The 25,193-nt window shown below is 70.8% G+C and carries 27 protein-coding genes and 1 riboswitch; of the genes, 10 read left to right on the top strand and 17 right to left on the bottom strand.

What is annotated here, in order from left to right; genetic code table 11:
* Nucleotides 1-68 precede the first annotated feature (68 nt).
* Nucleotides 69-1,511: an NADP-dependent phosphogluconate dehydrogenase gene (gene gndA / locus FB453_RS20695; protein ID WP_112588251.1), complete on the bottom strand. Its 1,443-nt coding sequence runs from the start codon at nucleotides 1,509-1,511 to the stop codon at nucleotides 69-71.
* A 189-nt stretch (nucleotides 1,512-1,700) separates the two neighbouring features.
* Nucleotides 1,701-1,997 carry a thiamine-binding protein gene (locus FB453_RS20690; RefSeq protein WP_030336432.1) on the bottom strand — a complete coding sequence of 99 codons (297 nt, stop codon included), beginning with the start codon at nucleotides 1,995-1,997 and terminating at the stop codon, nucleotides 1,701-1,703.
* Between the two features lie 290 nt (nucleotides 1,998-2,287).
* On the opposite strand from FB453_RS20690, the gene FB453_RS20685 reads away from it, so the two are divergent.
* Nucleotides 2,288-2,731 (top strand): hypothetical protein, encoded by a 444-nt coding sequence (locus FB453_RS20685; RefSeq protein ID WP_145792499.1) that lies wholly within the window; start codon nucleotides 2,288-2,290, stop codon nucleotides 2,729-2,731.
* Nucleotides 2,732-3,059: 328 nt separating this feature from the next.
* Here the strand turns inward: FB453_RS20685 and FB453_RS20680 are convergent, their stop codons facing one another.
* The 4 genes from FB453_RS20680 to FB453_RS20665 form a co-directional block, all read right to left on the bottom strand.
* On the bottom strand, nucleotides 3,060-3,860 hold the full coding sequence (locus FB453_RS20680) for a CbiQ family ECF transporter T component (protein WP_145792497.1): 801 nt from the start codon (nucleotides 3,858-3,860) through the stop codon (nucleotides 3,060-3,062).
* Complete coding sequence (locus FB453_RS20675) at nucleotides 3,857-5,287, bottom strand: ABC transporter ATP-binding protein (RefSeq protein ID WP_145792496.1); 1,431 nt, start codon at nucleotides 5,285-5,287, stop codon at nucleotides 3,857-3,859. The genes FB453_RS20680 and FB453_RS20675 overlap by 4 nt, the downstream gene beginning before the upstream one ends.
* Before the next feature lie 124 nt (nucleotides 5,288-5,411).
* The gene (locus FB453_RS20670; protein ID WP_145792493.1) at nucleotides 5,412-5,999 is read right to left on the bottom strand and encodes an ECF transporter S component; all 588 of its coding nucleotides are present in this window, start codon (nucleotides 5,997-5,999) and stop codon (nucleotides 5,412-5,414) included.
* Between the two features lie 72 nt (nucleotides 6,000-6,071).
* Nucleotides 6,072-6,176: riboswitch (TPP riboswitch) on the bottom strand.
* A gap of 134 nt (nucleotides 6,177-6,310) precedes the next feature.
* Complete coding sequence (locus tag FB453_RS20665; protein WP_145792491.1) at nucleotides 6,311-6,775, bottom strand: hypothetical protein; 465 nt, start codon at nucleotides 6,773-6,775, stop codon at nucleotides 6,311-6,313.
* Between the two features lie 307 nt (nucleotides 6,776-7,082).
* On the opposite strand from FB453_RS20665, the gene FB453_RS20660 reads away from it, so the two are divergent.
* The 5 genes from FB453_RS20660 (at nucleotide 7,083) to FB453_RS20640 (ending at nucleotide 12,239) form a co-directional block, all read left to right on the top strand.
* Nucleotides 7,083-7,913 (top strand): alpha/beta fold hydrolase, encoded by an 831-nt coding sequence (locus FB453_RS20660; RefSeq protein ID WP_145792488.1) that lies wholly within the window; start codon nucleotides 7,083-7,085, stop codon nucleotides 7,911-7,913.
* Between the two features lie 29 nt (nucleotides 7,914-7,942).
* On the top strand, nucleotides 7,943-8,749 hold the full coding sequence (locus FB453_RS20655) for an AAC(3) family N-acetyltransferase (RefSeq protein ID WP_145792486.1): 807 nt from the start codon (nucleotides 7,943-7,945) through the stop codon (nucleotides 8,747-8,749).
* Nucleotides 8,746-9,495 (top strand): sugar isomerase domain-containing protein, encoded by a 750-nt coding sequence (locus FB453_RS20650; protein WP_112584644.1) that lies wholly within the window; start codon nucleotides 8,746-8,748, stop codon nucleotides 9,493-9,495. Before FB453_RS20655 ends, FB453_RS20650 begins: the two co-directional genes overlap by 4 nt.
* A gap of 139 nt (nucleotides 9,496-9,634) precedes the next feature.
* Nucleotides 9,635-10,138 (top strand): DUF6328 family protein, encoded by a 504-nt coding sequence (locus FB453_RS20645; protein WP_091409708.1) that lies wholly within the window; start codon nucleotides 9,635-9,637, stop codon nucleotides 10,136-10,138.
* 103 nt (nucleotides 10,139-10,241) lie between these two features.
* Nucleotides 10,242-12,239, top strand: a complete 1,998-nt coding sequence (locus tag FB453_RS20640; protein ID WP_145792484.1) for an acyl-CoA dehydrogenase family protein — start codon at nucleotides 10,242-10,244, stop codon at nucleotides 12,237-12,239.
* A gap of 28 nt (nucleotides 12,240-12,267) precedes the next feature.
* Here FB453_RS20640 and FB453_RS34295 read toward each other — a convergent pair whose 3' ends face one another.
* The 9 genes from FB453_RS34295 to FB453_RS20600 all read right to left on the bottom strand — a co-directional run bounded on the left by FB453_RS34295 (nucleotide 12,268) and on the right by FB453_RS20600 (nucleotide 17,834).
* Nucleotides 12,268-12,435, bottom strand: coding sequence for a hypothetical protein (locus FB453_RS34295; protein ID WP_167493739.1), 168 nt, complete (start codon nucleotides 12,433-12,435; stop codon nucleotides 12,268-12,270).
* Between the two features lie 156 nt (nucleotides 12,436-12,591).
* A complete protein-coding gene (locus FB453_RS20635; protein WP_145792482.1) occupies nucleotides 12,592-13,200 on the bottom strand; it encodes a hypothetical protein in 609 nt (202 codons plus the stop codon).
* A gap of 115 nt (nucleotides 13,201-13,315) precedes the next feature.
* Entirely contained in the window at nucleotides 13,316-14,119 is an 804-nt protein-coding gene (locus FB453_RS20630; RefSeq protein ID WP_222431375.1) for a class I SAM-dependent methyltransferase, read from the bottom strand.
* Nucleotides 14,120-14,211: 92 nt separating this feature from the next.
* The gene (locus FB453_RS20625; RefSeq protein WP_145792480.1) at nucleotides 14,212-14,610 is read right to left on the bottom strand and encodes a Fur family transcriptional regulator; all 399 of its coding nucleotides are present in this window, start codon (nucleotides 14,608-14,610) and stop codon (nucleotides 14,212-14,214) included.
* Nucleotides 14,607-14,906 carry an ArsR/SmtB family transcription factor gene (locus tag FB453_RS20620; RefSeq protein WP_030338189.1) on the bottom strand — a complete coding sequence of 100 codons (300 nt, stop codon included), beginning with the start codon at nucleotides 14,904-14,906 and terminating at the stop codon, nucleotides 14,607-14,609. Before FB453_RS20620 ends, FB453_RS20625 begins: the two co-directional genes overlap by 4 nt.
* Before the next feature lie 43 nt (nucleotides 14,907-14,949).
* Nucleotides 14,950-15,816: a metal ABC transporter permease gene (locus FB453_RS20615; RefSeq protein WP_091409693.1), complete on the bottom strand. Its 867-nt coding sequence runs from the start codon at nucleotides 15,814-15,816 to the stop codon at nucleotides 14,950-14,952.
* Nucleotides 15,817-15,819: 3 nt separating this feature from the next.
* Complete coding sequence (locus FB453_RS20610; protein ID WP_091409689.1) at nucleotides 15,820-16,581, bottom strand: metal ABC transporter ATP-binding protein; 762 nt, start codon at nucleotides 16,579-16,581, stop codon at nucleotides 15,820-15,822.
* Nucleotides 16,578-17,522, bottom strand: a complete 945-nt coding sequence (locus FB453_RS20605; protein ID WP_145792478.1) for a metal ABC transporter substrate-binding protein — start codon at nucleotides 17,520-17,522, stop codon at nucleotides 16,578-16,580. The genes FB453_RS20610 and FB453_RS20605 overlap by 4 nt, the downstream gene beginning before the upstream one ends.
* Nucleotides 17,523-17,576: 54 nt before the next feature.
* Nucleotides 17,577-17,834 carry a hypothetical protein gene (locus FB453_RS20600; RefSeq protein WP_112589140.1) on the bottom strand — a complete coding sequence of 86 codons (258 nt, stop codon included), beginning with the start codon at nucleotides 17,832-17,834 and terminating at the stop codon, nucleotides 17,577-17,579.
* A 29-nt stretch (nucleotides 17,835-17,863) separates the two neighbouring features.
* Between FB453_RS20600 and FB453_RS20595 the strand changes: the two genes are divergently transcribed.
* The 4 genes from FB453_RS20595 to dusB all read left to right on the top strand — a co-directional run bounded on the left by FB453_RS20595 (nucleotide 17,864) and on the right by dusB (nucleotide 21,440).
* Nucleotides 17,864-18,205, top strand: coding sequence for an antibiotic biosynthesis monooxygenase (locus tag FB453_RS20595; protein WP_145792476.1), 342 nt, complete (start codon nucleotides 17,864-17,866; stop codon nucleotides 18,203-18,205).
* Nucleotides 18,206-18,229: 24 nt separating this feature from the next.
* Nucleotides 18,230-18,709 (top strand): hypothetical protein, encoded by a 480-nt coding sequence (locus FB453_RS20590; RefSeq protein ID WP_112589144.1) that lies wholly within the window; start codon nucleotides 18,230-18,232, stop codon nucleotides 18,707-18,709.
* A gap of 114 nt (nucleotides 18,710-18,823) precedes the next feature.
* Complete coding sequence (locus tag FB453_RS20585; RefSeq protein ID WP_091409675.1) at nucleotides 18,824-20,203, top strand: glycine--tRNA ligase; 1,380 nt, start codon at nucleotides 18,824-18,826, stop codon at nucleotides 20,201-20,203.
* Between the two features lie 64 nt (nucleotides 20,204-20,267).
* Nucleotides 20,268-21,440 carry a tRNA dihydrouridine synthase DusB gene (gene dusB, locus FB453_RS20580; RefSeq protein WP_112601757.1) on the top strand — a complete coding sequence of 391 codons (1,173 nt, stop codon included), beginning with the start codon at nucleotides 20,268-20,270 and terminating at the stop codon, nucleotides 21,438-21,440.
* Nucleotides 21,441-21,968: 528 nt separating this feature from the next.
* Here dusB and FB453_RS20575 read toward each other — a convergent pair.
* Together FB453_RS20575 and FB453_RS20570 are read right to left on the bottom strand one after the other, a co-directional pair.
* Nucleotides 21,969-22,631, bottom strand: a complete 663-nt coding sequence (locus FB453_RS20575) for a C39 family peptidase (protein WP_145792474.1) — start codon at nucleotides 22,629-22,631, stop codon at nucleotides 21,969-21,971.
* Nucleotides 22,632-23,245: 614 nt separating this feature from the next.
* Complete coding sequence (locus FB453_RS20570) at nucleotides 23,246-24,901, bottom strand: beta-N-acetylhexosaminidase (protein ID WP_486480356.1); 1,656 nt, start codon at nucleotides 24,899-24,901, stop codon at nucleotides 23,246-23,248.
* Nucleotides 24,902-25,193: the final 292 nt, after the last annotated feature.

Here is a 25,193-nt window from a genome sequence, read left to right as displayed (position 1 = left end):
CCCACCGGGGGAGACCACTACATCAGGGATCGAGCACGATCACGGTGGCGCGCAGGGCGCCACCCCGGCTACGCCGGCGACTCGGTGCGGTCGGCGGCCCAGGTGGTGTGGAATGAGCCCTCGCGGTCCACCCGCTGGTAGGTGTGCGCGCCGAAGTTGTCCCGCAGACCCTGGATCAGCGCGGCGGGCAGCCGCTCCGCGCGCAACGCGTCGAAGTACGCCAGCGACGACGAGAACGCGGGCGTCGGCACACCGGCCCGGGTCGCGTCGGCCACCACCCGCCGCCAGCTCGGCACGCCAGCGCTGACCGCCTCGGCGAAGTACGGCGCCACCAGCAGCGTCGGCAGGTCCGGCTGCTCGTCGTACGCCTCACGGATCCGGTTGAGGAAGCGGGCCCGGATGATGCAGCCGCCCCGCCAGATCGTTGCGGTGCCGCCCAGGTCGATGTCCCAGTTGTATTCCTGGCTGCCCGCGCGGATGTGGTCGAAGCCCTGCGCGTACGCGACGATCTTGGAGGCGAGCAGCGCCCGGCGGACGTCCTCGACGAAGGTCTCCCGGTCGGTCACCTGCCACTTCTCACCCGCGTCGGGGAACGCCCGGCGGGCCGCCTCGCGCTGGTCGACGTGCCCGGAGAGCGAACGGGCGAAGGTCGCCTCGGCGATCCCGGTGATCGGGATGCCCAGGTCCAGGGCGCTCTGCACGGTCCACCGGCCGGTGCCCTTCTGCTCCGCCCGGTCCTGCACGATGTCCACGAACGACCGGCCGGTCGCCGCGTCGGTGTGCGCGAGCACGTCGGCGGTGATCTCGATGAGGAACGACTCCAGCTCGCCGTTGTTCCACTCCCGGAAAATCTCCGCGATCTCGGCCGGCGTCGCGTCCAGGCCGGCCCGGAGCAGGTCGTACGCCTCGGCGATGAGCTGCATGTCGGCGTACTCGATGCCGTTGTGCACCATCTTGACGAAGTGCCCGGCGCCGTCCGGCCCGACGTGCATGCAGCACGGCACGCCGTCCACCTGGGCGGCGATCTTCTCGAACATCGGCCCGAGCTTCGCGTACGACTCGACGGAGCCGCCCGGCATGATGCTCGGCCCGCGCAGCGCGCCCTCCTCGCCGCCGGAGACGCCGGTGCCGCTGAAGTGCAGCCCCTGCGCCCGCAGCGCCTCCTCGCGGCGACGGGTGTCGGCGAAGTGGGCGTTGCCACAGTCGACGATGATGTCGCCCTCGTCGAGCAGCGGCACCAACTCGTCGATCACCGCGTCGGTGGGCGCGCCGGCCTTCACCATGACGATGACCGCGCGGGGTCGTTCCAGTGACGCCACGAAATCGGCCATCGTCTCGCCCGGCAGGAACGTGCCCTCGTCGCCGTGCTCGGCGACCAGGCTGCGGGTGCGCTCCGGCGAGCGGTTGTGCACTGCCACAGTGAAGCCGTTGCGGGCCAGGTTGCGGGCCACGTTGCGACCCATCACCGCCAGCCCGGTCACACCGATTTGTGCCCTCGCCTGATCAGCCATTCGTGCCGCCACCTCTCGTCACACCACTATCAGCGTTTGGAAACTTACCGTGATGTGAGCCGATACGGACCAGTGATGGACGTCCCGTTACTGCACGTAATGTGGACGTTGCCGCTGGCGGCTCGGCCTCATTTCGGTGGTCGGTATGCCCCGCGCAGGGAAAGTTGTCGTCATCCCGCGCCGCGCGCGTCAGCCTTCGGCGAGACGGGCTTCGATACGGGCGATCTTCCCGGTCAGCGCGTCGGTGACCCCGGGCCGGACGTCGGCCTTGAGCACCACACTCACCCGGGGCGCCCGCGCGGCGACCACGTCGACCGCCCGCTTCACCACCGCCATTACCTCGTCCCACTCGCCCTCGACGGTGGTGAACATGGCATCGGTCCGGTTGGGCAGGCCGGACGCACGGACCACCCGCACCGCCTCGGCGACCAGGTCACCCACGGAGTCGTCACCGCCGAGCGGGGTGATCGAGAACGCGATCAGCATGTGCCGATCGTGCCAGTAAAAACGGATGCGCGTCGGTCCGGCGGTCGCTACGGTACGAACATGCGTAACTGACGCCCCACTTCCGAGCCGGCCCGCCGTCCCGCGTCGCGGTCCGTGCGCTCCCGGGCGTCCCGCATTCCCTCCCCGCCGTTCGGCGGCGATGGCCCTGCCTGGCCCCGGTGAGCAGTCCCTTCCCCACTCGACCGTCGCGCAACGACGGTCACCAGCCGATCCGACCGACCGCCGCAGCGCGGGACCGGCCGTGCCGGTCGGCATTGAAGGAGGCCCGGATGCCTGCCAGGCGTAACCCGAAGAAGACCCGTACCCCGAGAGCGATGCCGCTCGGCGTCGACCCGGCGGCCGGCCACGGCCCGCTCCCAACCACCCTCCCCGCCCTCGACCTCGCGGTCGAACCAGCCCTGCCGGCGGTGCTGGTGGAACCGACGGCACTGGCCGAGCCTGCGCTGTTGGCGGTGCTGGCCGAGCCGGCGCTGCCAGTGGCCGTCCTGGACGAGGTGGCGCCGCCGGTCGACGTGCCGACAGCGTTCGATGTGCCGGCGGTCGTTGACGTTCCGGCGGTCGTTGATGCGCCGACGATGCGAGATCTGCCGAAGCCGACCGGTCGACCGAAGGCACCGACGGCCGGCCCGCCGCAGGGTGGCGGCAGCCGCTCCGGAGGCGGCCGCAGCCAGCAAGCCGGCCAGGCCCGCCGCTACGCCTTCCGCCGCAGCTGACCGAGCCGCCCCAGCCACCCCAGCCAGCCCGGGCCGGCCCGGGCCGGCCCGGGCTGGCCTGGCCCGGCAATCTTGCACTTCCTGTCGCCGCATCACCGGCATAACGGGACGAATCAACGACAGAACCGCAAGATCGGCGAGGGCGGCGCGTGGGCGCTGGGTGGTGACAGCAACATCAGGGATGTAGTGGCCTCCGCCGCCAACGAGGCCACTACATCCCTGATGTTGTGCGGATCTTGCCGGCCGGCGGCGGGCGGCGAGCGGCGGGCGGCCGGCGGCGGGCAGCAGCCGGCGGCGGGCAGCCGGCGAGCGGCCGGCGGGGTGGGACTCAGCTGATCAGGGGGCGGAAGGTGCCCAGGAGGACGCTCGTGGTCAGGGCGGCGGCGGCGAGGACGACCGCGCCGGCGATGAGGAGGACGTCGGCGCGGGTGAAGTGCTGCTGACGGGCAACGGTACGGGGTGTGCCGGCGTCGAAGCCACGCGCGTCCATCGCCACCGCCAACCGGGTGCCTCGGCGGATCGCCCCGACCAGCAACGCGAACGCGGTGGATGCGAAGAGCCGCAGCTTCGCCACCGGGTTGCGTCCCGCGTCGACGCCCCGCGCGCGTCGAGCCATGCTGATCATCTGCCACTCCTGACCGAGCAGCGGCACCAGCCGGAACGCGGCCAGCGCCCCGATGGCGAACCGGGCCGGCGCCTTCGTGTTCTGGATCAACGCGTCGGCCAGGTCGGTGGGGTCGGTGGTCGCGAAGACGATCACACCGGGCAGGGCCACCGCGAACACCCGCAGCACCAGGCCGAGCGCGGTGAGCAGGACGCCGGTGCTCACCAGCACCGGTCCCACGTCCAGCAGAACCCGGCCGGACCGATCGGCCGCGAACAGCACCAGGGTGACCAGGATGCCGGCGGCACTGAGCAGCAGCGGCCAGGCCCGCCGGGCCAGCACCCGGTAGCGGATGCCGAACAGCGGCAGGACGGCCAGTTCGAGGGCGATGGCGATCGCCGGGGCCACCGGGTCCAGGGTCGCCAGCAGGGTGAACGAGAAGACGAGTGCGGCGGCGACCTTCGCCACCGGGTTGCGGCGGGCCAACGGCGCGTCCGGTGCGGCGACCGGCTCGATGCTGATCATCGGTGGTCGTCCGGGGCGCGGTGCAGGGTGACGGTGCGGTCGGCGAGCGCGGCGACGAAGTCCGCGTCGTGGGTGACAGTGACCACGCCGTGCCCGGCGTCGCGCAGGTCGGCGAAGAGGTCGACCAGCTCCCGCCAGGTCCGCCGGTCCTGGCCGAAGGTGGGTTCGTCGCAGATCAGCAGGCGTGGCGCGGTGGCCAGGGCGGTCGCGACGCTCAGTCGCCGCGCCTCGCCACCCGAGAGGGTGTACGGGTTGGCAGCGGCGAGCCGGGCCAGCCGTAGCCGGTCCAGCAGCCCGGCCACGGTCTCCTTGACGGCCGCCTCGGGTTGACCGGTGCGGCGCGGGCCCAGCGCCAGCTCGTCGAAGACCGTGCTGGTGACGAACTGGTGCTCCGGATCCTGGAAGACCGACCCGATCCGTCGGGCCAGCGCGGGCGCCCGCCACCGGTGCGGGGGAGTGCGGTGGTCCGCGCCGGCCAACTCGGCGGACGCGGTGACCCGCCCGCTGCCCGGCCGGAGCAGACCGCCGAGCAGCAACGCCAGGGTGGACTTGCCGGCACCGTTGGGTCCGCGTACGGCGAGTGCCTCACCGGCGCGTACCGCCAGGTCGGTGGAGCCCAGCCGGGGCGGCAGGCCGAGCCGGTCGGCGGTGAGCAACACCTCCCCGGGGTCGGCGGTGGCCGCTCGGGGCGAGATGGGGTGACCGGGCACCCAGACCCCCTCGGCGGCCAGGGCTGCGCCGTGGGCGGCGAAGACCGCCTCGGGTGTGCCGTCCGCGCGGACGCCGCCGCCCGCTTCCAGGACGACCACCCGGTCGACCAGCGGCAGTGCCTCGGCGACCCGGTGCTCGACCAGGATCAGCGTGGTGTCGGCGTCCAGCGCGCCGGCCACCGCGTGCCGGACCAGCTCGGCTCCGGCCGGGTCGAGGTTGGCTGTCGGCTCGTCGAGCAGCAGCAGGGCGGGGCGCAGGGCCAGCGCGCCGGCCAGGGCGAGGCGTTGCTGCTCGCCGCCGGAGAGCGCCGCGGTGTGGCGGTCCCGGGGGTACGGGAAGCCGACCCGGTGCAGCGCCTCGTCCACCCGGGGCCAGATCTCGTCGGCCGGAACGCCCCGGTTCTCCAGCCCGAACGCGACGTCGTCGCCGCAGCGCGCCATCACCAGTTGGGTCTCCGGGTCCTGGAAGACGATGCCGACCCGTTCCCGCCCCTTGCGCGGGTCGAGCCCGTCGATCTCGACGGTGCCCTCCTGCTCGCCGGAATCCTCGGGGAGCAGCCCGGCCAGCGCGCTGAGCAGTGTGCTCTTACCAGCCCCGGAGGGCCCAAGCAGCAAAACCCGCTCTCCAGCCTCAACCCGCAGATCAACCCCGCGCACGGCCCAGGCGCGCCGCCCAGCGTGCCGCCACCCGAACCCCCGCAGCAGTACCCCGCCCACCAACCCACCCCCTCCCACCCAACCGCGCGCCCCGCCTAACCCTGCACGGTCGATCATGAGGTTGACGGCGGTTATGAAGATCCATCCGCCCGTCAACCTCATGATCGACGCGAGTGGGTGGGGGTTAGATCAGGGCTCGGTTTCGGCCTGCGGGGAAGCGGTCCAGGACGCCGGTGTTGGCCAGGGCGTTGGTGAGCAGCCAGCCGCCCAGGCCGGCGATCACGGTGGCGCTGACGATGGTGATGACGAGCATGGGCAGCCGGAAGCTGAGCAGATCCAGTTCGCTGTAGTACCGGACCTGGTCGAAGATCGCGGCGGCCAGGCCGGCCAGCGTGCCAGAGAGGAGAGCCGCGGGAAGGCGGAACGATCGGTACCGGAAGGTAGCAAATCCCAATTCGGCGCCGACCCCCTGGAAGGCACCCTGCATGACGGCGACCAGCCCCCATTGGCTGCCCAGGAGTACGGACACGAGAGCGGCGAGGAACTCGCAGTAGAAGGCCGCGCCCGGCCTTCTGATCACCAGGCCGCCCAGCACGCCGGGAAGCAGCCAGACGCCGTATAGGAGAGCCTGAGCCGGCGGGAAGAAGGCGAAGGCCCCCTCCGTCGCAGACCACAACAGGCCCCAAGCCCAGAATATGACGCCGAAGGCGACCCCCAACACCGACGTGATGATGATGTCGATGGTGCGCCAACGGTTGGTGATGTTGTCCATGCTTTGCTCCCAGTTCAGTGAACGAACCAGGAGAAGACGCACGCCGCGTCCGGTGGCACCGGACGCGGCGCGGCTGGAGGTCGACCGAACTCCCTGCGCTGGCATTACCCAGATCAGGTTCGAGGGTCTGCGGGCGTGCCCGCACTCTCAGCGCTGTGCGCTCCCCTGTCGGATGTGAAGTTGTCTCGCGAAGGATAGCATGCGTGACTGGTTGCGACTCAAGTAGTCGTCGGCGCGCAGTTTTGAATACTGCAGTAAGGGGTCCCACTGAAATGCGGGACCCCTTACGATCTGCCGAAATGGAGGCAGGCTTAGCCGATCGTGCAGAGAGCCTTGCCTGAACTTACCGCACAGTTAACGTTGAGTCCGTCGCTAAACTTGACCCACTTGAAAGCCGGGACACTGTAGGTGCGTCCACCGGTCCGGTTTTCCTTGACGGTGTAGGCCGACTCGACCATGAAGGCGTCAGTGTCAAAATTGGCTCCGCGGATCTGGTCGTCGGACTGTCCTGACGGCAGCCACCAAGTAGTGCATGCGTAGGTGGTGCTCGCGCCCGCTGCGGTCCAGGTGGGGCAACTGGTAGACCCGCCACCGAGATCGGCGATCTTTACCGTGTAGCTCGAAGGGAGTCGATTGGTCACGTCTCCGTCGGTGACGCCGAGCGGGCTAACGTCCGATCCTGCTTCGTTCGGAATCGCGGGTTCGGTCGGGAGTGGCGCGGCCGATGCTTGACCTGGAATGGCTATGGCGGCTGCCGCGAGGGCGGCGAGCACCATGACTGCGGACTTACGTCGAGACATTTATCCCCCGTAAAGTTGGGGCCAGCAATATCGCTCTGGCCATCGATGTGAGTGAATGCTGCCATACGGTTTGTGGGCTTGGCAACGCTTGCGTTCGATCCGCTGTGGTGCTGGGATGGGTTGCTACGTAGCGACAAGATAGGCGGAGTTGTGGACACGTGAGGTGGTCCTTTATTGTCTGAGTCAGACAGACGTGGTAGTCGTCCATATCACCCCACTTGCCTAATGAGGGGCCCAATGCTGCCGCAGACGGCTCTGCCGATCCGTGGGTACGCTTCCGATCATGCGGGTTGACGCGCGAGGCTTCACGTTCGAGGTGACCGTCGGCGGTCCGACGGACGGCGTACCCGTCCTGCTGCTGCACGGTTTCCCTCAGCACAGTGGCGAGTGGGACGACGTGGTGCCGGCGCTGCACGCGGGTGGGCTGCGCACGTACGCGCTGGACCAGCGCGGTTACTCACCCGGCGCCCGGCCCACGGCGGTGGCCGACTACCGGATCCCCGAACTGGTCACCGACGTGGTGGCGGTGCTCGATGGGCTCGGGCTGGACGCCGTGCACCTGGTCGGCCACGACTGGGGCGCGATCGTGGCCTGGGCGGTTGCCGCCCGGCATCCCGAACGGGTGCACACGCTGACCGCGGTGTCCGTACCGCATCCGGCGGCCATGGCGCACGCCCTGAGCACCGACGCCCAACAGAAGGCCCGCTCGTCGTACATCGCGCTGTTCCGCAAGCCCGACAAGGCGGAGAAGGTGCTGCTGGCGTGGCACGCCACCGCGTTGCGCAAGCTGCTCGGCGGGGTGGGCGACACGTCCCGGGTGAACCGGTACGCCGACCCGATGCGTGAGCCGGGGGCGCTCACCGCCGCGCTGAACTGGTACCGGGCGATGTCCCGCGCCGACCTGGCCGGCGTCGGCCCGGTCGAGGTGCCCACCACGTACGTCTGGAGTGACCGGGACGTCGCCATCGGCCGGACCGCCGCCGAGGCGTGCGCGGAGAACGTCACCGGCGACTACCGCTTCGTGCAGCTGCCCGGGGTGAGTCACTGGATCCCGGACGCTGCGCCGGCCCCGCTCGCCGAGGCGATCCTGGCCCGAGCCGGCGGAACGGCCTGAGCCGTGCGGGCCGGCGAGGAAAAGCCATCGTGACGACGGACGCCAGCGGGCCGGGCAGCCGTCGCTCGGTCGCCGCGCAGCTGCGCGTGCTCGGCGTACGCCCCGGCTCGACGCTGCTGGTGCACGCCGCGCTGCGTCCCCTGGGCTTCATCAGCGGCGGCCCGCACGCGATGGTGCTCGCCCTGCGCGACGCGCTCGGCCCGGACGGCACGATCGTGGTGCCCACCCACACGCCCGACAACAGCGACCCCGCGCAGTGGCGTAACCCGCCCGTGCCGGCGGGCTGGTGGCCGCTGATCCGCTCGGAGATGCCGGGCTTCGACCCCGCGGTCACCCCGAGCCGGTTCATGGGCGCGCTCGCCGAGACGGTCCGCGGCTGGCCCGGCGCGCTGCGCAGCTCCCATCCGCACGTGTCGTTCGCCGCGCTCGGCCCGGCCGCCGAGCAGGTGGTGGCCGGGCACACCCTGGCGGACATGCTCGGCGAGGGCTCACCGCTGGCCCGCCTCTACGACCTCGACGCCGACGTGTTGCTGCTCGGCGTGGACCACTCGGTGAGCACCTCGCTGCACCTGGCCGAGTACCGCTGCCCCGGCTCGCCCCGGGAGCGGATCGGTGCCGCAGTGCGTACCGCCGACGGTGGTCGGGAGTGGGTGTGGTGGCAGGACGTACGACTCGACGCGGACGACTTCGCCGCGTTGGGCGGGGACCTGGAGGCCACCGGGGCGGTACGCACCGCACCGGTGGGCACCGGGACCGGCAGGTTGATGCGCCAGCGGGCGGCTGTCGACTTCGCGGTTCGCTGGCTGGCCCGTAATCGAACGACGGAGGACGTATGACGGTGAGTGCCGAGGACTACCTGGCCGTGGTGACCGAGACGATCGGCCGGGTGGCCGCCAGTCAGCGGGAGGCGGTGGGGCGGGCCGCCGACCTGATCGCCGAGGCCGTCCGAGCCGACGGCGTGGTGCACGCGTTCGGCACCGGGCACTCGGAGGCCCTCGCCATGGAGATCGCCGGACGGGCGGGCGGTCTGGTGCCGACCAACCGGATCGCGCTACGCGACCTGGTGCTGCTGGGCGGCGAACCGGCCGACCGGCTGGGCCCGCTGCTGGAACGGGACCCGGCCGTCGCGCACCGCCTCTACGAGCTGGCCCCGGTGCGCCCCACCGACGTCTTCGTGCTGGCCTCGAACTCCGGGGTCAACGGCGCGATGGTGGAGTTCGCCACGCTGGTGAAGGAGCACGGTCACGGGTTGGTGGCGATCACCTCGGCGCAGCACTCCGGCCGGATGACCTCCCGGCACCCGTCCGGACGCAAGCTGAGCGACCTCGCCGACGTGGTGCTCGACAACGGCGCACCGTACGGCGACGCGACGCTGCCCCTGCCCGGTGGCGGCGCGGTCGGCGCGGTCTCCTCGATCACAGCGGCGCTGCTGGCGCAGCAGGTGACAGTGGAGGTCGTGGCGCGGTTGCTGGCGGCGGGGGAGCGACCCCCGGTCTACCTGTCGGCGAACATCCCGGACGGCGACGCGCACAACAACGAGCTGGAAGCGCGGTACGCGGGCCGGATCCGACGCGGGTCCTGACACGGTGCTGGCGGCCGACCTGCGTCGCCGAATTGAACGGCCGGTGTCGTGAACCTGTTTCGCGCTCGGCCGGGTGGGGCATTGGCGTTGCTGCCGGCGGCCGGGACCGCCGGCAGTAGCGTCTCACCGGAGGTAGCGCGTGTCCAAGGAGACCGAGAAGCAGCGCTGGCAGCGCAACTTCGCCGACCTGCTGCAGGAGTTGCGGGTCGCCCAGACCGGCGTGCAGATCCTCTTCGCCTTCCTGCTCACCCTGCCGTTCAGCAACGGGTTCACCGAGACCACGGAGTTCCAGCGCGACGTCTACATCGTGGCGCTGCTCGCGGCGGCCGCCGCCACCGCACTGATCATCTCGCCGGTGGCGTTCCACCGGGCGCTGTTCCGGCAGGGGCGCAAACCGGAGCTGGTCCGCTTCGCGCACCGGATGGCCACCGGCGGCCTCGCCTTCATGCTGATCGCAATGGTCAGCGCGGTGCTGCTGATCACCGACTTCGTGCTGGACCGGCCGATCGCCTTCGTGCTCAGTGCCCTGGCCGGAATCTGGTTCCTCACGTTCTGGGTGGCCCTGCCGTTCGCCCGACGCAACTGGGGTGAGGACGACATCGACGACGATGACGACGACCCGGACACCATTAACGGTCGCTGACCGCGCCGATCTTCACGCAGCGCTACCCCTGGGTAACAACCGGGGGTAGCGTGGCGGTAGTCGCGCACGTCGAACAGCCGCACCGAGCTTCGAGGGGGCAGCCGTGACCACGACGCAGGATGGCCGACCGGCACCGGACGGCCCCGACTCCGAAATCACCGCCGGTGCCGCCGCGCCGCTGCCCGCGGAAGCCGGGCAGGTCACCGAGAAGGAGGCCCGGCAGGTCGCCGAGGCCGCCCGCGAGTCCACCTGGGACCGGCCCAGCTTCGGCAAGGAGCTGTTCCTCGGCCGGTTCCGGCTCGACCTGATCGACCCGTGGCCCCGATCCGATCCGGACGACGTGGCTCGCGCGGAGGAGTTCCTTGGTCGGTTCCGCGCCTTCCTGACCTCCGAGGTGGATGGTGAGGCCATCGAGCGGGACGCGTCGATACCCGACTCGGTGTTCCACGGCCTGGCCGACCTCGGCGCGTTCGGCATGAAGATTGACCGCAAGTACGGCGGGCTCGGGCTGAGCAACCTGCACTACTGCCGGGCGCTCATGCTGGCCGGCTCGGTCAGCCCGGCCATCGGCGCGCTGCTCTCGGCGCACCAGTCGATCGGGGTGCCGCAGCCGCTGAAGATGTTCGGCACCGCCGAGCAGAAGCAACGCTTCCTGCCCCGGCTCGCCGCCGGCGAGGTGTCCGCGTTCCTGCTCACCGAGCCGGACGTCGGCTCCGACCCGGCCCGGCTGGCCACCATCGCGGAGCCGACCGAGGACGGCACCGGTTACCGGCTCAACGGGGTGAAGCTCTGGGCCACCAACGGCATCGTGGCCACCCTGCTGGTGGTGATGGCCCGGGTGCCGGCCACCGAGGGACGTCGGGGCGGGATCACCGCGTTCGTGGTGGACGGCGACAGCCCCGGCATCACTGTCGAGCGACGCAACGAGTTCATCGGCCTGCGCGGCCTGGAGAACAGCCTGACCCGGTTCCACGACGTGATCGTCCCCGCCGAGAACGTCATCGGTGGCGAGGGCAAGGGGCTGAAGATCGCCCTGACCACTCTGAACACCGGCCGGCTCTCACTGCCGGCCATGTGTGTGGGCGCGGGCAAGTGGGCGTTGAACGTGGCCCGAGGGTGGGCCGCCGACCGGGTCCAGTGGGGACGGCCGGTGGGCGAGCACGAGGCGGTCGCGCAGAAGCTCTCCTTCATCGCCGCCACCACGTACGGCATGGAGACGATGCTCGACCTCTGCTGCCTGCTCGCCGACGACGACCGCAACGACATCCGGATCGAGGCGGCACTGGTCAAGCTGTACGCCAGCGAGATGGCCTGGAAGATCGCCGACGAGCTTATCCAGATCCGGGGCGGGCGCGGCTACGAGACGGCCGACTCACTGGCCGCCCGCGGCGAACGCCCGGCCGCCGTCGAGCAGATGCTGCGCGACCTGCGGATCAACCGGATCTTCGAGGGCTCCACCGAGATCATGCACCTGCTGATCGCGCGGGAGGCGGTCGACGCCCACCTGTCGGTGGCCGGCGACATCATCGACCCGGACGCGGGGCTGGGCCGCAAGGCCCGAGCCGGCGCGCGAGCGGGCGCCTTCTACGCGAAGTGGCTGCCCACCCTCGCCGTCGGCCGGGGGCAGAGCCCTTCGGCGTACGCCGAGTTCGGCCCGCTCGCCGCGCACCTGCGCCAGGTGGAGCGTTCGTCGCGCAAGCTGGCCCGGTCGACGTTCTACGCGATGTCCCGCTGGCAGGGAAAGATGGAGCGTAAGCAGGCGTTCCTCGGCCGGGTGGTGGACATCGGCGCCGAGTTGTTCGCGATGTCCGCGGTCTGCGTCCGGGCCAACGCCGAACGGGACAGCAGCCCGGAGAACGTCGAGCTGGCCGACCTGTTCTGCCGGCAGGCGCGGGTGCGGGTGGACGCCCTGTTCGCCGCACTCTGGGACAACACCGACTCGGTCGACACCGCCGCCGCCAAGCGCATCCTCGCCGGCCGCTACGCGGGCCTGGAGGAGGGCGTGCTCACCCCGTCCGAGGAGCTGCCCTGGGTGGCCCGCTGGTCGCCCGGCCCGTCCACCGCGGAGGACGTCCGTCGCCGCATCCCGCCGAAGCCGTAAACCGCGTCACGCGGGCCGGCGGTGTCGGTCAGCGGGAGACCGCCCAGGCCAGCACTCCCGCCAGGATCAGACCGTTGAGCCCGGCCAGGGCCAGGTACGCCGCGGGTGGGATCTTCTTGCCCCGGCGGAGGAAGGAAACCAGGACGGCGGCGTAGCCGAGCAGCAGGACGGCGATGACGACGAGGAAGTAGAACACCCGACGACCTTAACGACACCCTCGTCGAGCTGAGCCTGCGCCCGGCCGGGCTCACCTCTGCCTGCTCCGCGATCTTGCACTTGCTGTCCCGACACAACGGGCATTCCACGCATGTCGGCAACCGAAACTGCAAGATCGGCGCGACGGGGAGCGGCCTCAGCGGCCCCGGCCTCGTAGGCCGAGTTGGCGCAGCTCCAAGGCGGCCAGGGCGTCGACTGTCGCGTCGTCGCCGCGCCGCCACGCCTCGGCGACGTCCGGACCGATCCTGGTCAGTTTGCCCAGTGGCTGGGTGGCCAGCGCGCGCAGGGCGAGCAGGTCCCGGCCGGCTGGCCCGGCGGCCAGCTTCGTCGCCGATCCGGCCCGGCGCATCCAGCGGACCCGCAGCGGCAGCCAGCCGAACAGCACGATGCCGAGCGGGAAGATCAGCACCGCGATGGTGAGGGCCAGGGCGAGTTGGTCGACAAGGTGCTGCTGGTCGCGCCCGGCGTCGGCGAGCCCCCGGGCCGCGTCGGCGGCCCGCTGGAAGGGTGCGGTGAGTTCGTCGCCGACCAGCGGGACCCGGCGAACCTTGCCGCCCGCGTCGGCGAGGTTGTCGGCGAGCCCGCTGCCGGCGCCCTCCAACTTCTGCCCCGGCACGGCGAGCTTCTGCACCAGGTCGTGCAGCCACAGCGCGCCGCGGACCGCCACGTACACCCAGGCGACGACGAGCAGGTCGGTGAGCAACTGACGGGCGGCGGTCGGGAACCGATCGGCATAGATTTTCACGTCGGCCAGCGTGCCACGAACGGACGCGGCGGGGCACCCGTCGCCGTTCAACCAGGACTCGGCCGAATGCACGTGCACTCTGGTGAATCCGACGACCGCTACCGATAGAAGCGATTCACCGGACACGTTCGGCGAGCCTCAGCTCAGTCAGGTAGCGCTTGACGACCTGGCCCCCGTAGTTGACGTCGATGAGCCGCGCGATGGAGTTCAGCAATGCGCTCTGCTGCGCGTCCGGCAAGGCGCGGTGGCCGGAGTAGGTCAACAGCAGATCCAGGTAGTCCGCTGTCGAGTACGGCAACTCCCACTCGTATCGGTAGAAGCTCGCAGGCCCGAATCGCTCCGACGAGGTCAGCTCCCGATCGTCCTCCGGAATGTCTGGAGCACCTTCAAGACGCAGGCCCAATGGGGTCGACGGATCGAAGCGCTCGTAAAGCTCCTGAATCTCAACGAAGAACGCCTCGGTCCAGGTGCCACCGGCGATGTGGTGGGTTCCCACGGTGGCCAGCAGACCACCGAGACGCAAGGCGTCAGCAGACTTCGACACCCGCACGGCCGGATCGATCCAGTGGAACGCTGTCGCGGAGAGGACCACGTCGAACGGTTCCGCAGGCAAGGGCCACTCCTCGAACGCTGCCGTCACCACCTCCACCGAGTCGGAGCCGGCAAGGTTTCGCCGAGCCACAGCAGCCATGTCTGCGCCCAACTCGACGGCCACGATCCGGTAGCCCCGTTCCGCCAGCGGCACGGTCGCCTGCCCGGTGCCACAGCCGATCTCCAACACCTTTGCATCGGGCGCTACGCCGGCCGCAGCGAGATCATCGAACATCTGTGCCGGGTACCGGGGCCGCGCACGGTCATACCGTTCAGCGTCCTCGTTGAAAGTTCCTCGCAGCCTCACGTAGTCATTGCTCTCGCTCACCCAGCGAGAGTACGAGTGCCGCTCCTACGGCAGGCACTCAGTTCTCAATGCCTGGCTCGCCGGGGCGCTGCAGCTCGCCCGCCTGCCGATCGTCACCGGACGCAGGTCGGGCAGGTGCCGAAGATCTCCAGGGTGTGGCTGACGTCGGCGTAGCCGTGCTGCGCGGCGACCCGATCGGCCCAGCTCTCCACGGCCGGGCCGGCCACCTCGACCGTGCGCCCGCACACCCGGCAGACCAGGTGGTGGTGGTGCCCCTCGCTGCAGCGGCGGTAGAGGTGCTCGCCGCCGGGCGGACGCATCACGTCGATCTCACCGGCGTCGGCGAGCCCCTGAAGGGTGCGGTAGACGGTGGTCAGGCCGACCCGCTCGCCGCGCTGCCGCAGCATCGCGTGCAGGTCCTGGGCGCTGTGGAAGCCCTCCATCTCGCCCAGCAGGGCGCTCACCGCCGAACGCTGCCGGGTGTTGCGCACCGCGGCGCTGCTCTCGCTCATGATCCCTCCCCGGCGTGGCTGACCGCGTCGGCCACGATGTGCGCGACGTGCTCGTCGACGAGGCTGTAGGCGATCTCCCGGCCTCGGCGGGAGCCGCGCACCACCCCCGCTCCGCGCAACACCCGCAGGTGCTGGGAGACCAGTGGTTGCGCCGCGCCGAGCTTCTCCACCAACTCGTGCACGCACCGCTCGCCGCCGGCCAGCTCACTGACGATGGCCAGCCGAATGGGAGCGGACAGGGCGCGGAGCAGCTCGCTGGCCCCGTCGAACCCGTCGTAGCCCGTCGCGCTGGTCATCCTGCAACGGTAACCAATACCACCGACGTTGCGCTGACCAGGCTCAGCTCAGCACGACCTCGTGAGGTTCCGGTGTCGGCGCGGCGGTCGGCGTCGTCCGACGGCGCACGACCCGCCAGACAGCGCCGGCGACGGCCACCACCAGGAAGGACGCGATCGCCACCAGCACCACCGAGGCGCCCGGTGCGGTGTCCGCCGTGGCCGCCACCCAGACACCCGAGCCGGCGGCGAAAAAACCGAGAGCCATCGCGGCGGCCATCGTGCTGCGGAAGCCCCGGGTGACCTGCTGGGCGGTGGCGACCGGCACCACCATCAACGCGCTGATCAGCAGCACGCCGACGGCCCGCATGGCGATGGTCACTGTGACCGCGGTGGCGACCGCGATCAGCAGGTTCAGCGTGCGGACCGGCAGGCCGGAGACCCGGGCGTACTCCTCGTCGTGACTGACCGCGAAGAGCGCCGGCCGCAACGCGATCATGGTGACCAGGATCGCCGCGCCGAGCAGCGCGATGGTGGTCAGGTCGGCGGGCGAGATGGTGGTCAGCGACCCGAACAGGTAGGCGTTGAGGTTCGCGCTGGTCGCGTCGGAGAGGCCAACCAGGAGTACGCCGCCCGCGATGCCGCCGTAGAAGAGCAGGGCCAGAGCCAGGTCACCGGAGGTACGCCCACGGGCCCGGACGATCTCGATGGCGATCGCGCCGATGGTGGCGGCGATCACCGCGACCAGCACCGGTGAACGGTTGAGCAGCAGCCCCGCCCCGACGCCGGTCAGCGCCACGTGCCCCACACCATCGCCGATCAGCGCCAGCCGGCGCTGCACCAGATAGATGCCGAGCGCCGGCGCGGCCAAGCCGATAACCAGTGCGCCGATCAGGGCGCGCTGCATGTAGGGGTACTGGAAGAGTTCCATGGGTCAGTTGCTCCACAGCCCGGCGGGCTCGTCGTAGCAGTGCGGGTGCACGTGGTCGTGGTCGGGCTCCGCGTGATGGCCGGCCGGGTCCGGCACCGCGCCGTCGTGGGCGATGCGACCCTCGTGGACGACGACGGCCCGGCTGATCACCGGTCGCAGCGGGCCCAACTCGTGGGCGACGAGAAGCACCGTTCCGCCGTCGCCGACGAAGTCGCGCAGCGCGCCGGCGAACGCCTCCTGGCTGGCCGCGTCCACCCCGGCGGTGGGCTCGTCGAGAACCAGCAGCTCCGGCTGGCCGGCCAGGGCGCGGGCGATCAGGGTGCGCTGCTGCTGGCCGCCGGAGAGCGTGGATACCGGGTCACCGGCCCGGTCGGCGAGCCCGACCGCGCCCAGCGCGGCGTCGACGGCGGACCGGTCGGCTCGACCCGGCGGACGCAGCACCCCCCGACGGGCCAGCCGGCCGGAGGCCACCACCTCGCGGACGGTCGCCGGTACCCCGCCGCCGGCGCCCAGCCGTTGCGGGACGTACCCGATGCGTGCCCACTGTCGAAACCGGCGCAACGGCCGGTCGAAGAGGGTGACCGAGCCGGCGCTGATCGGCACCAGCCCGAGCACGGCGCGGATCAGGGTGGACTTGCCCGAGCCGTTGGCGCCGAGGATCGCGACCACCTCGCCGGCGGTCACGGTGAGCGAGATGTCCCGGAGCACGGGGCGGCCGTCGTAGCCGACCACCCCGTGCTCGACGGTGATGACAGGTGAGGTCACGAGCAGCTCAAGGCCGTCTGCAGGGTCCGCAGGTTGGTGCGCATCACCGAAAGGTAGTCCCCGTTGCTGCCGGCGGCGAGCCCTTCGATCGGGTCGAGCACGGCGGTCTTCGCGCCGACCTGACCGGCGATGGTCTCGGCCACCTTCGGGCTGACCAGGGTCTCGAAGAAGATCGTGGTGGCCTGGTGCTCCTTGGCCTCCTCGATCACGTGCGCGAGGCGCTGCGGCGAGGGCTCGACGTCCGGGCTCAGCCCGGTGATGCCGACCTGGTCCAGCTGGTAGCGGTCGGCGAGGTAGCCGAACGCGGCGTGGCTGGTCACGATCTCCCGCCGCTGGCACGTCGCCAGACCGTGCTTGAACTCGCCGTCCAGGGTCGTCAGGTCGGCGCGCAGGGCGGCCGCCCGGGCGGTGTACTCGGCGGCGTGGTCCGGGTCGGCCTTGCCGAGGCGCTGGGCGAGCTGGTCGCCGATGCCGGCCAGCCGGGTCGGGTCGAGCCAGACGTGCGGGTCCTTGCCGCCGCTCTCCTCGGCGTGCCCCTCCTCGCCCTCGTGGTCATGCCCACCGGCGGACGCGTCCAACAGCGGCTGCACGCTGGTCACGTCGAACGCCCGGTCGCCGCCGTTCTGGGCCACGGCGTCGTCCACCGCCGGCTGGAACCCCTTGAGGTAGACGATCAGCTCCGCGTCGCTGACCTCACCGACCTGGCTCGGGTTGAGTTCCAGGTCGTGCGGCTCGGCACCGGGCTTGGCCAGGTTGGTGACCCGGACCGCGTCGCCGCCGATCCGCTCGGCCAGGAACTGGAGGGGGTAGAACGCGGCCACCACGTCGACTCGCTGGGGGTCGGCGCCGGCGGCACCGCCGGTGGAGCAGCCGGCCCCGGCGCCCAGGGCGAGGAGGGCGGTCGCGGCGGCCAGGACACGGTACGTGGCGCGGTTGGTCATGTCGTCAACTGTCCGTGGCAACGATAATGATTGTCAAAAACGCATGCTTGCATGTCAGAGGAGCTTCGCGAGGCCCACCGTCACCAGCAGGGTGAGCATCACCAGCCGGATCACCCGGGTCTGCGGCGCCTGAACCGCCCAGGTCGTCGCCAACAGGGCGATCAGGACCCCGGCGAGCGCGAGCGTGAGCAGCCCGCCGATCACCCCGGGCGTGAAGAACGCCACCAGCACCACCACCAGGGTGAGCAGGAACACCGACGTCGGGTTCGCCCCGGCCAACCGGGCGAGCAGAGGGCGCTGCGTACGCTGCATCCCACAGACTCTACGAGGAGGAACCCCCGGTGCTGGTGACCAACCGGTTCGTGGTCGACGTCGATGCCGCCGACGGCTTCGCCGAACGGGCGCACGCCGCCCTCACCGCGCTGGCCGCCCGGCCCGGCTACCTGCGCGGCCAACTGGTCCGAGCGCTGGACGACCCCCGGCACTGGTCACTGGTCACCGAATGGGAGTCGGTCGGCACGTACCGGCGGGCGCTGGGCGCCTTCGAGGTCAAGGTCAGCGCCGTGCCGCTGCTCGCCGAGTCCGTCGACGAGCCCTCCGCCTACGAGGCGCTGGCCACCGCCGCCCCGGGCGGGGCCGTGGTCGTCGCCGAGAGTGATCGGGCTGCGGGTCCTTACCGCTGAGCCGCCGGACACTACGCTGCTCCTATGACCGCACCCGCCCCGCCACCCGGTCCCGGGGTGGCTCCGCCGTTCGCCGCGCCGCCCACCGAGGGTCGCCGGACTCGGCTCTGGATCGGCCTCGGCGTCGGCGCGCTCGCCGTGGTGCTCTGCTGCGGCGGGGGTGGCACCGCCGTCGTCGGCCTGGCCGTCAGCGGAGTCCAGGCGATCCGGGAACAGGCCCGCACCGTGACCGGCGACTATTACCAGGCGCTGGTCGAGCGGAACTACGGGCGGGCGTACGACCAGCTCTGCGACGACGCGCAGCGGCGTGAGTCCCGGCCGGAGTTCGAGCGGCGCGCTGCCGCCGAACCGCAGGTGACCGCGTTCCGGGTGGGTGAGGTGGACACCACCTACCTGACCGTGCCGGTCGACGTGACCCTCGACGGCGGCGACCGGGAGCGGCAACAGGTCAGCCTCGGGCAGGACGGGCAGACCGGCGGCGTGGAGGTCTGCGAGGTCAGCTGACCCGTCCCCGGTATTCTGCTGGGCTCGGGGCGACGGTGGTCGTACCGTTGTCCCGAACCGACCGTTCCATCCACATCTCGCCCCCGCCGACCGCCAGCCGGCGTAGGAGGAAACATGCCAGCCGACCGTATCGATGCCGTCGTCAGCCTCGCCAAGCGCCGAGGCTTCGTCTTCCCCTCCAGTGAAATCTACGGAGGCACCCGATCGGCGTGGGACTACGGTCCGCTCGGCGTGGAGCTCAAGGAGAACGTTCGCCGGCAGTGGTGGAAGACCATGGTCCAGCAGCGCGACGACGTCGTCGGCCTGGATTCCGCGGTGATCCTGTCCCGCAAGGTGTGGGAGGCGTCCGGCCACATCGCCGAGTTCGTCGACCCGCTCACCGAGTGCCAGTTCTGTCACAAGCGGTTCCGGGCTGACCACCTGGAAGAGGCGTACGCCGAGAAGCACGGCAAGCCGCTGACCTCACTGGCCGAGCTGAACTGCCCCAACTGCGGCAACAAGGGCACCTTCACCGAGCCGAAGATGTTCAACGGCCTCATGAAGACCTACCTGGGCCCGGTGGAGAGCGACGAAGGGCTGCACTACCTGCGCCCGGAGACCGCGCAGGGCATCTTCGTCAACTACAAGAACGTCGAGACGGTCGCCCGCAAGAAGCCCCCGTTCGGCATCGCGCAGACCGGCAAGTCGTTCCGCAACGAGATCACCCCGGGCAACTTCATCTTCCGGACCCGCGAGTTCGAGCAGATGGAGATGGAGTTCTTCGTCGAGCCGGGCACCGACGAGCAGTGGCACGAGTACTGGCTCCAGGAGCGCTGGAACTGGTACCTCGACCTTGGTCTCTCGGCGGACAATCTGCGCCTGTTCGAGCACCCCAAGGAGAAGCTGTCGCACTACTCGAAGCGGACTGTGGACATCGAGTACCGCTTCCAGTTCGGTGGCACCGAGTTCGCCGAGCTGGAGGGTGTCGCCAACCGCACCGACTTCGACCTCTCCACGCACAGCAAGCACTCCGGCGTCGACCTGTCGTACTTCGACCAGAGCAAGAGTGAGCGCTGGATGCCGTACGTCATCGAGCCGGCCGCGGGTCTGACCCGCGCGGTGCTCGCCTTCCTGCTGGAGGCGTACGACGAGGACGAGGCGCCGAACACCAAGGGCGGCGTGGACAAGCGCACCGTGATGCGGTTCGACCCGAGGCTCGCCCCGGTCAAGGTGGCGGTGCTGCCGCTGTCCCGCAACGAGGCGCTGTCGCCCAAGGCCAAGGACCTTGCGACCCTGCTGCGCAAGCGCTGGGTGGTGGAGTTCGACGACTCGCAGGCGATCGGGCGTCGCTATCGCCGGCAGGACGAGATCGGCACCCCGTTCTGCGTGACTGTCGACTTCGACACACTGGACGACAACGCGGTGACGGTGCGCAACCGGGACACCATGGCCCAGGAGCGCGTCTCCCTGGACCAGGTCGAGCGCTACCTGATCGAGCGTCTCCCCGGCTGCTGAGACACTGCGCACGGGGTCTCGGCCGACGCGATAAGCGCCGGTCGGGGCCCCGTACACTTGTCCGGTGACTGCCTCGACCCTGCCGGCGCTGCGCCCGCTGACTCTCGGCCAGCACCAGGTGTGGCCGCCGGTCGTGCTCGCGCCGATGGCCGGGATCACCAACATCGGGTTCCGTCGGCTCTGTCGCGAGCAGGGCGGCGGCATCTACGTCTGCGAGATGATCACCACTCGGGCGCTGGTCGAGCGCAATCCGAAGACGCTGCGCATGATCGCGTTCGGCGACGACGAGAAGCCCCGCAGTCTCCAGCTCTACGGCACCGATCCAGAGATCACCGCCGCCGCCGTGCGGATCGTCGTCGAGCGCAACCTGGCCGATCACATCGACCTCAACTTCGGCTGTCCGGTCCCGAAGGTCACCCGGCGTGGTGGCGGCGCGGCGCTACCGTGGCGGCGCCGGCTGTTCGCGCGACTCGTGCGGGCCGCGGTGGCTGCCGCGTCACCGGCCGGCGTGCCGGTCACTGTCAAGATGCGCAAGGGCATCGACGACGACCACCTGACGTACGTCGAAGCCGGGCTGGCCGCCCAGGAGGCCGGAGTTGCCGCGGTGGCCCTGCACGGGCGCACGGCGTCGCAGCGCTACTCGGGCACCGCCGACTGGGACGCGATCGCCACCCTGAAGCAGGCCCTCGACGTGCCGGTGCTCGGCAACGGCGACATCTGGGAGGCCGACGACGCACTGCGCATGGTGGCCCACACCGGCGTGGACGGCGTGGTCATCGGGCGGGGTTGCCTGGGCCGACCGTGGCTCTTCGCCGACCTGGAGGCCGCCTTCAACGGTCGGCCGGAGCGGCGGCTGCCCACCCTGGGCGAGGTGGCGGTCACCATGCGCCGGCACGCCGAGCTGCTGGTCGACCAGTTCACGGCCGGCGCCCGCAACCCGGCCCGAGGTGAACGGGACGGCTGCACCGACTTCCGCAAGCACGTCGCCTGGTACCTCAAGGGCTTCCCGGTCGGCGGCGAGCTGCGGCGCTCGTTGGCGATGATCGAAAGCCTGGCCCAGCTCGACGACCTGCTCGGCAAGCTCGACCCGGCGGAGCCGTTCCCGATGGCCGCCCTCGGGCAGCCGCGCGGTCGTACCAACTCACCCGGCAAGGTCTTCCTACCGGAGGGCTGGCTGGCCAGCCGGGACGACGACACGGTGCCCGAGGGTGCCGAGATGGACGACTCCGGCGGCTGAGCCCTGGTCGGCTGGGTTCCCTGGTCCTGGGGGTTGGCTGTGCGCCCTGGGCCGCGGCGGCTGGCTGAGCCCCTGGCCGGTCGGGCGGAAGCGGTCCGCCAGCGTCCCTCCGGAACGGGGGCCCGAAGCAAAGTCGGTGCCGGCGCGCCGGTCATCCCCGAGCCCCTCGGTGGTGGCGCTCGGTCTTTCCTCGACACCTCCGCGCGGAGGCTGGGCAGATAAGTGTGGCGCCCTATCGAGCTGATGTCGTGAACGAATCACCAGTTCGGCTCGGTCGAGCCATGCCTCTGATTCGTCTACGACATCAGCTCCAAAGGACCCGTGACGCGGTCCGTGGGGTGGCCTGCTGTGGTCGGGTGGTTGGCCCGGTGGGTGGCTTGCCGAGGGATGGGTGGCCTGGTCAGCTCGGTTGACCCCTCGACTTCGTTCGAGCCTGCCGAGGGCCGCGTGGACAGTGACCCGGTCACGCCGAAGGGCCGGGCCCCGTGGTGGGGTCCGGCCCTTCAGTGTGTGCTGGTGGTCTGTGGGTCAGCTGGTGGCGTAGCCGCGGGTGGCGATCCAGTCCGCGAGGTGCTCGGTGCTGATCCAGTAGGAGGCGGTGTTCGGGTCGGCGGAGTCGGCGATCTTCACCGTGTTGCCGTTGTCGCGGTAGCCGACGACGCTGATGTAGTGCCCGCCCTCGTAGGAGTGGGTGTTGCCGTCGGTGTCGGTGCTGGTGCCGGCGATGTTGGCGACCACGGCCCGGCCGTCGTCGACGGTGTGGACGATGTCGGCGCGCAGGGTGTCGGTCTGCTTGGTGTCGGCGTCGGGGGTGCTGATTTCCACGGAGCGGTAGGCGTCGTTCTTACCGGTTTCCTTGTTCAGCACGGGGGTGATGTCGTTGATGGAGTTGGTGCCGGCCTCGGTGGTGCCCATTTCCTTGGCCATGTCATCGACGTTGATGTTCTTGCCCTGCACGGACAGGGCGTTACGGGTCGCGGCGGGCCCGCAGTAGTAGAAGTTCGGCTGGGCCTCGTAACGCACACCCAGTTCCCGCTCGCTGTGGCCCTTGCGGTCGGTCTGGGTCTGGGTGGTGGGCTTGCCGGTGGTGGGTGCGGCGAAGGCGGTGGTGACGGGGCCGGCGATGGCTCCGCCGGTGAAGGCGAGGCCGGCGGCGGTCAGGGCGGTCTTACGGATCAGATCGGTACGCATGATGGCGTGCTCCTCTGGCGTCGGGGGTACTCGCACCGCACTCGACGGGGGGTCAGTGCGACGTGCGGGGAAAGTTCGAAGGGGTTCTGCCCGGTGACCCGCGAGGGGGTCGGCGTCGGGACAGGGTGTAACCGTTCGCGGTGGCAGGTCATTCCGCCTACCCGCGGGGGTCGGCCTGTTGTGGTGCTCGGCGGTGCGGGGGATGTAACCGGGGCGGCCTGGCCGGTGTTCCCGGCGCACCATGACCCGGGCTGTTGCGGTGGTCTGCCAGGTATAACGACCCGGCCCGGCCGCCGATTCCGCCGCCGGGGTGGCCCCGACCACCCGACAGCAACGCCCGAACCGGACAACCACCCCACGGCGTCCAGTCGGCGATACGGACACGGCGGCCGAGGCGGGTGATCGACTCGGGTTCCTGAAAGTCGCGGTGTCCGGGCGGCGGGGATGCCCCGACTTCATGAAAGCCGAGTGGATCATGCCGATCTGCGCCGTCGCGCGCCCCGGACCGGTCCGAGGCGGGCAGAACGTGACGCGATCGGCCGGCCGTGGGTGGGCGCCGTGCGGACCGGTCCCCAGAGCTGAGCGCCCTTGCGGGGCCGGGCTGAGCCGGGGGATCAGGACCTGGCGGTGTCGTTTTGGGGCATGTTGCGCTGTGTCGGGATGGTCGGTGCGGTGGACCAGGAGATCTCGGGCGCGCGGTGGAAGGTGATCCCGGCCGTCGTCCAGCGCAGGCCCTGGCCGGCCAGGCGGTCGCGGAAGTCGGCCCAGTCGTGGGTCGCCCGGGTGGACCAGCCCAACTCGGCGATGGCCGGGAGGCGGGGCAGGAGCAGGAGTTCGATGTCGGCCAGCGAGGTGACCGATTCGGTCCAGAGCGGGGCCTCCACACCGAGAACCGCCTCGGCGGGTACGCCGGCGACGTGCGTACCCGGGTCCCAGTCGTACGCCTTTCGCACGTCGATGAGGCCGGCCCAGTCGTGCCCGATCGGGGTGTCCGGGGCGTACTTCATGTCCAGATAGGCGTGGTTGCCGGGGGAGACGATGAGTCGGGCGCCCCGGCGTACGGCGTCGACCGTGGTGGGGTCTTCGCCGTTCGTGCCCCACCACTGGAGGACCCGTCCGTCGAGGTGGGCGGCGGGTGCGAGCTGGTGCCAGCCGACGACGGTCTTGCCGAGGCCGGCCACGATGCGCTGGACCCGCTCGACGAAACCGGTGTAGACCTCGCCCTTCACCTTGAACGCCTCGTCGCCGCCGATGTGCAGCCAGGGGCCGGGGGTGAGCGCGGCCACCTCGCCCAGCACGTCGGCGACGAAGTCGTACGTCCGCTCGTCGGCCGGGTCGACGTAGCTGAAGCCGACCTCGGTGCCGGTGTACGGCAGCGGTGCGGTCTTGTCCGGTGCCAGCTCCGGGTACGCGACCAGCGCCGAGTTGGTGTGCCCCGGGAGGTCGATCTCCGGGACGACGGTGATGTGGCGGGCGGCCGCGTAGGAGACGATGCGCTGGTAGTCAGCCTTCGTGTAGTGCCCGCCGGGGCCGCCGCCGACCTCGGTCGTCCCGCCGACGGTGGTCAGCTTCGGCCAGGAGTCGATGGCGATCCGCCAGCCCTGGTCGTCGGTGAGGTGCAGGTGCAGGTGGTTGAGCTTGTAGCGGGCCAGGTGGTCGACCACCCGCAGCACGTCCTCGACGGCGAAGAAGTGCCGCGCGACGTCGAGCATCGCGCCCCGGTAGGGGAACCGGGGTGCGTCGGTGATGGTCCCGCCGGGCAACGCCCAACGTTCGGTGACCGGGCTGGGGCTCTCGATCGCCGCCGGCAACAGTTGGCGCAGCGTCTGTGCGCCGTAGAAGAGGCCGGCGGCGGTGGCGGCAGTGACGCGTACCCCGTCGGTGGCGATGTCGAGGCGGTAGCCCTCCGCGCCGAGGTCGGCGCTGTAGTCCTCCGCGCCGAGGTCGGCGCTGTCGTCGAGCACCAGCGCGATGCCACCGGCGGGCTCCGGCGTGGTGGCGTCGGTGACCGGCAGCGGGTAGCCGGTGGCCGGACGCAGGAGCTGGGCGAGCTGCTCGGCGACCGCCAGCGCGGTGGGGTTGGCGCTGGTCACGATGACCGCTTCGGCCGGGAGGACCCAGTCGGCGGTCGGGTCCGGGTGGACGTGCTGTGGGGCGGGCACGACCTCGGTCAGCCGGTGCGGGGCCGCCGGGGCGAGCAATGTGCCAGCGGTCTGCTCGGCCGCGCGGGCCAGCGTGGCCGCGTCCGGTTCCCCCGCCGAGAGCGGCACGGGGACGGCGGTGGGGCCGGGGGAGGGGGTGGTCGACACGGCGGCGACTCCGGGGGGTGTATTCGCGTCGGTTATGGCAAAAGTGAGGTTCACCGGCTGGCGTGGCGTCAAGCGTACGACGCTCGGCCGGGATGCGTGATGGTGCGCATGGAAGCGTTCCCAAAAACCGGTACGAACACGGATAGTCGTGATGGCTGTGCCAATTGTCACCGAACGGTCCCAGGTCACTCGATGTTCGCTTAACCTTCGCCCACCGATCGACGTTGACCCCGGGATTACCGGCGGTCCGTCC

Source organism: Micromonospora sp. CNZ322, assembly GCF_007827755.1.
The sequence above is the reverse complement of the archived record's forward strand: the minus strand, read 5'-3'. Positions and strand labels throughout refer to the sequence as shown.

Bases quoted from the DNA above. Each gene is read 5' to 3' on its own strand.
- gndA (WP_112588251.1), bottom strand. From the start codon at position 1,511: ATGGCTGATCAGGCGAGGGCACAAATCGGTGTGACCGGGCTGGCGGTG.
- FB453_RS20690 (WP_030336432.1), bottom strand. From the start codon at position 1,997: ATGCTGATCGCGTTCTCGATCACCCCGCTCGGCGGTGACGACTCCGTG.
- FB453_RS20685 (WP_145792499.1), top strand. From the start codon at position 2,288: ATGCCTGCCAGGCGTAACCCGAAGAAGACCCGTACCCCGAGAGCGATG.
- FB453_RS20680 (WP_145792497.1), bottom strand. From the start codon at position 3,860: ATGATCAGCATCGAGCCGGTCGCCGCACCGGACGCGCCGTTGGCCCGC.
- FB453_RS20670 (WP_145792493.1), bottom strand. From the start codon at position 5,999: ATGGACAACATCACCAACCGTTGGCGCACCATCGACATCATCATCACG.
- FB453_RS20665 (WP_145792491.1), bottom strand. From the start codon at position 6,775: ATGGTGCTCGCCGCCCTCGCGGCAGCCGCCATAGCCATTCCAGGTCAA.
- FB453_RS20660 (WP_145792488.1), top strand. From the start codon at position 7,083: ATGCGGGTTGACGCGCGAGGCTTCACGTTCGAGGTGACCGTCGGCGGT.
- FB453_RS20650 (WP_112584644.1), top strand. From the start codon at position 8,746: ATGACGGTGAGTGCCGAGGACTACCTGGCCGTGGTGACCGAGACGATC.
- FB453_RS20625 (WP_145792480.1), bottom strand. From the start codon at position 14,610: ATGAGCGAGAGCAGCGCCGCGGTGCGCAACACCCGGCAGCGTTCGGCG.
- FB453_RS20620 (WP_030338189.1), bottom strand. From the start codon at position 14,906: ATGACCAGCGCGACGGGCTACGACGGGTTCGACGGGGCCAGCGAGCTG.
- FB453_RS20615 (WP_091409693.1), bottom strand. From the start codon at position 15,816: ATGGAACTCTTCCAGTACCCCTACATGCAGCGCGCCCTGATCGGCGCA.
- FB453_RS20605 (WP_145792478.1), bottom strand. From the start codon at position 17,522: ATGACCAACCGCGCCACGTACCGTGTCCTGGCCGCCGCGACCGCCCTC.
- FB453_RS20600 (WP_112589140.1), bottom strand. From the start codon at position 17,834: ATGCAGCGTACGCAGCGCCCTCTGCTCGCCCGGTTGGCCGGGGCGAAC.
- FB453_RS20590 (WP_112589144.1), top strand. From the start codon at position 18,230: ATGACCGCACCCGCCCCGCCACCCGGTCCCGGGGTGGCTCCGCCGTTC.
- FB453_RS20585 (WP_091409675.1), top strand. From the start codon at position 18,824: ATGCCAGCCGACCGTATCGATGCCGTCGTCAGCCTCGCCAAGCGCCGA.
- FB453_RS20575 (WP_145792474.1), bottom strand. From the start codon at position 22,631: ATGCGTACCGATCTGATCCGTAAGACCGCCCTGACCGCCGCCGGCCTC.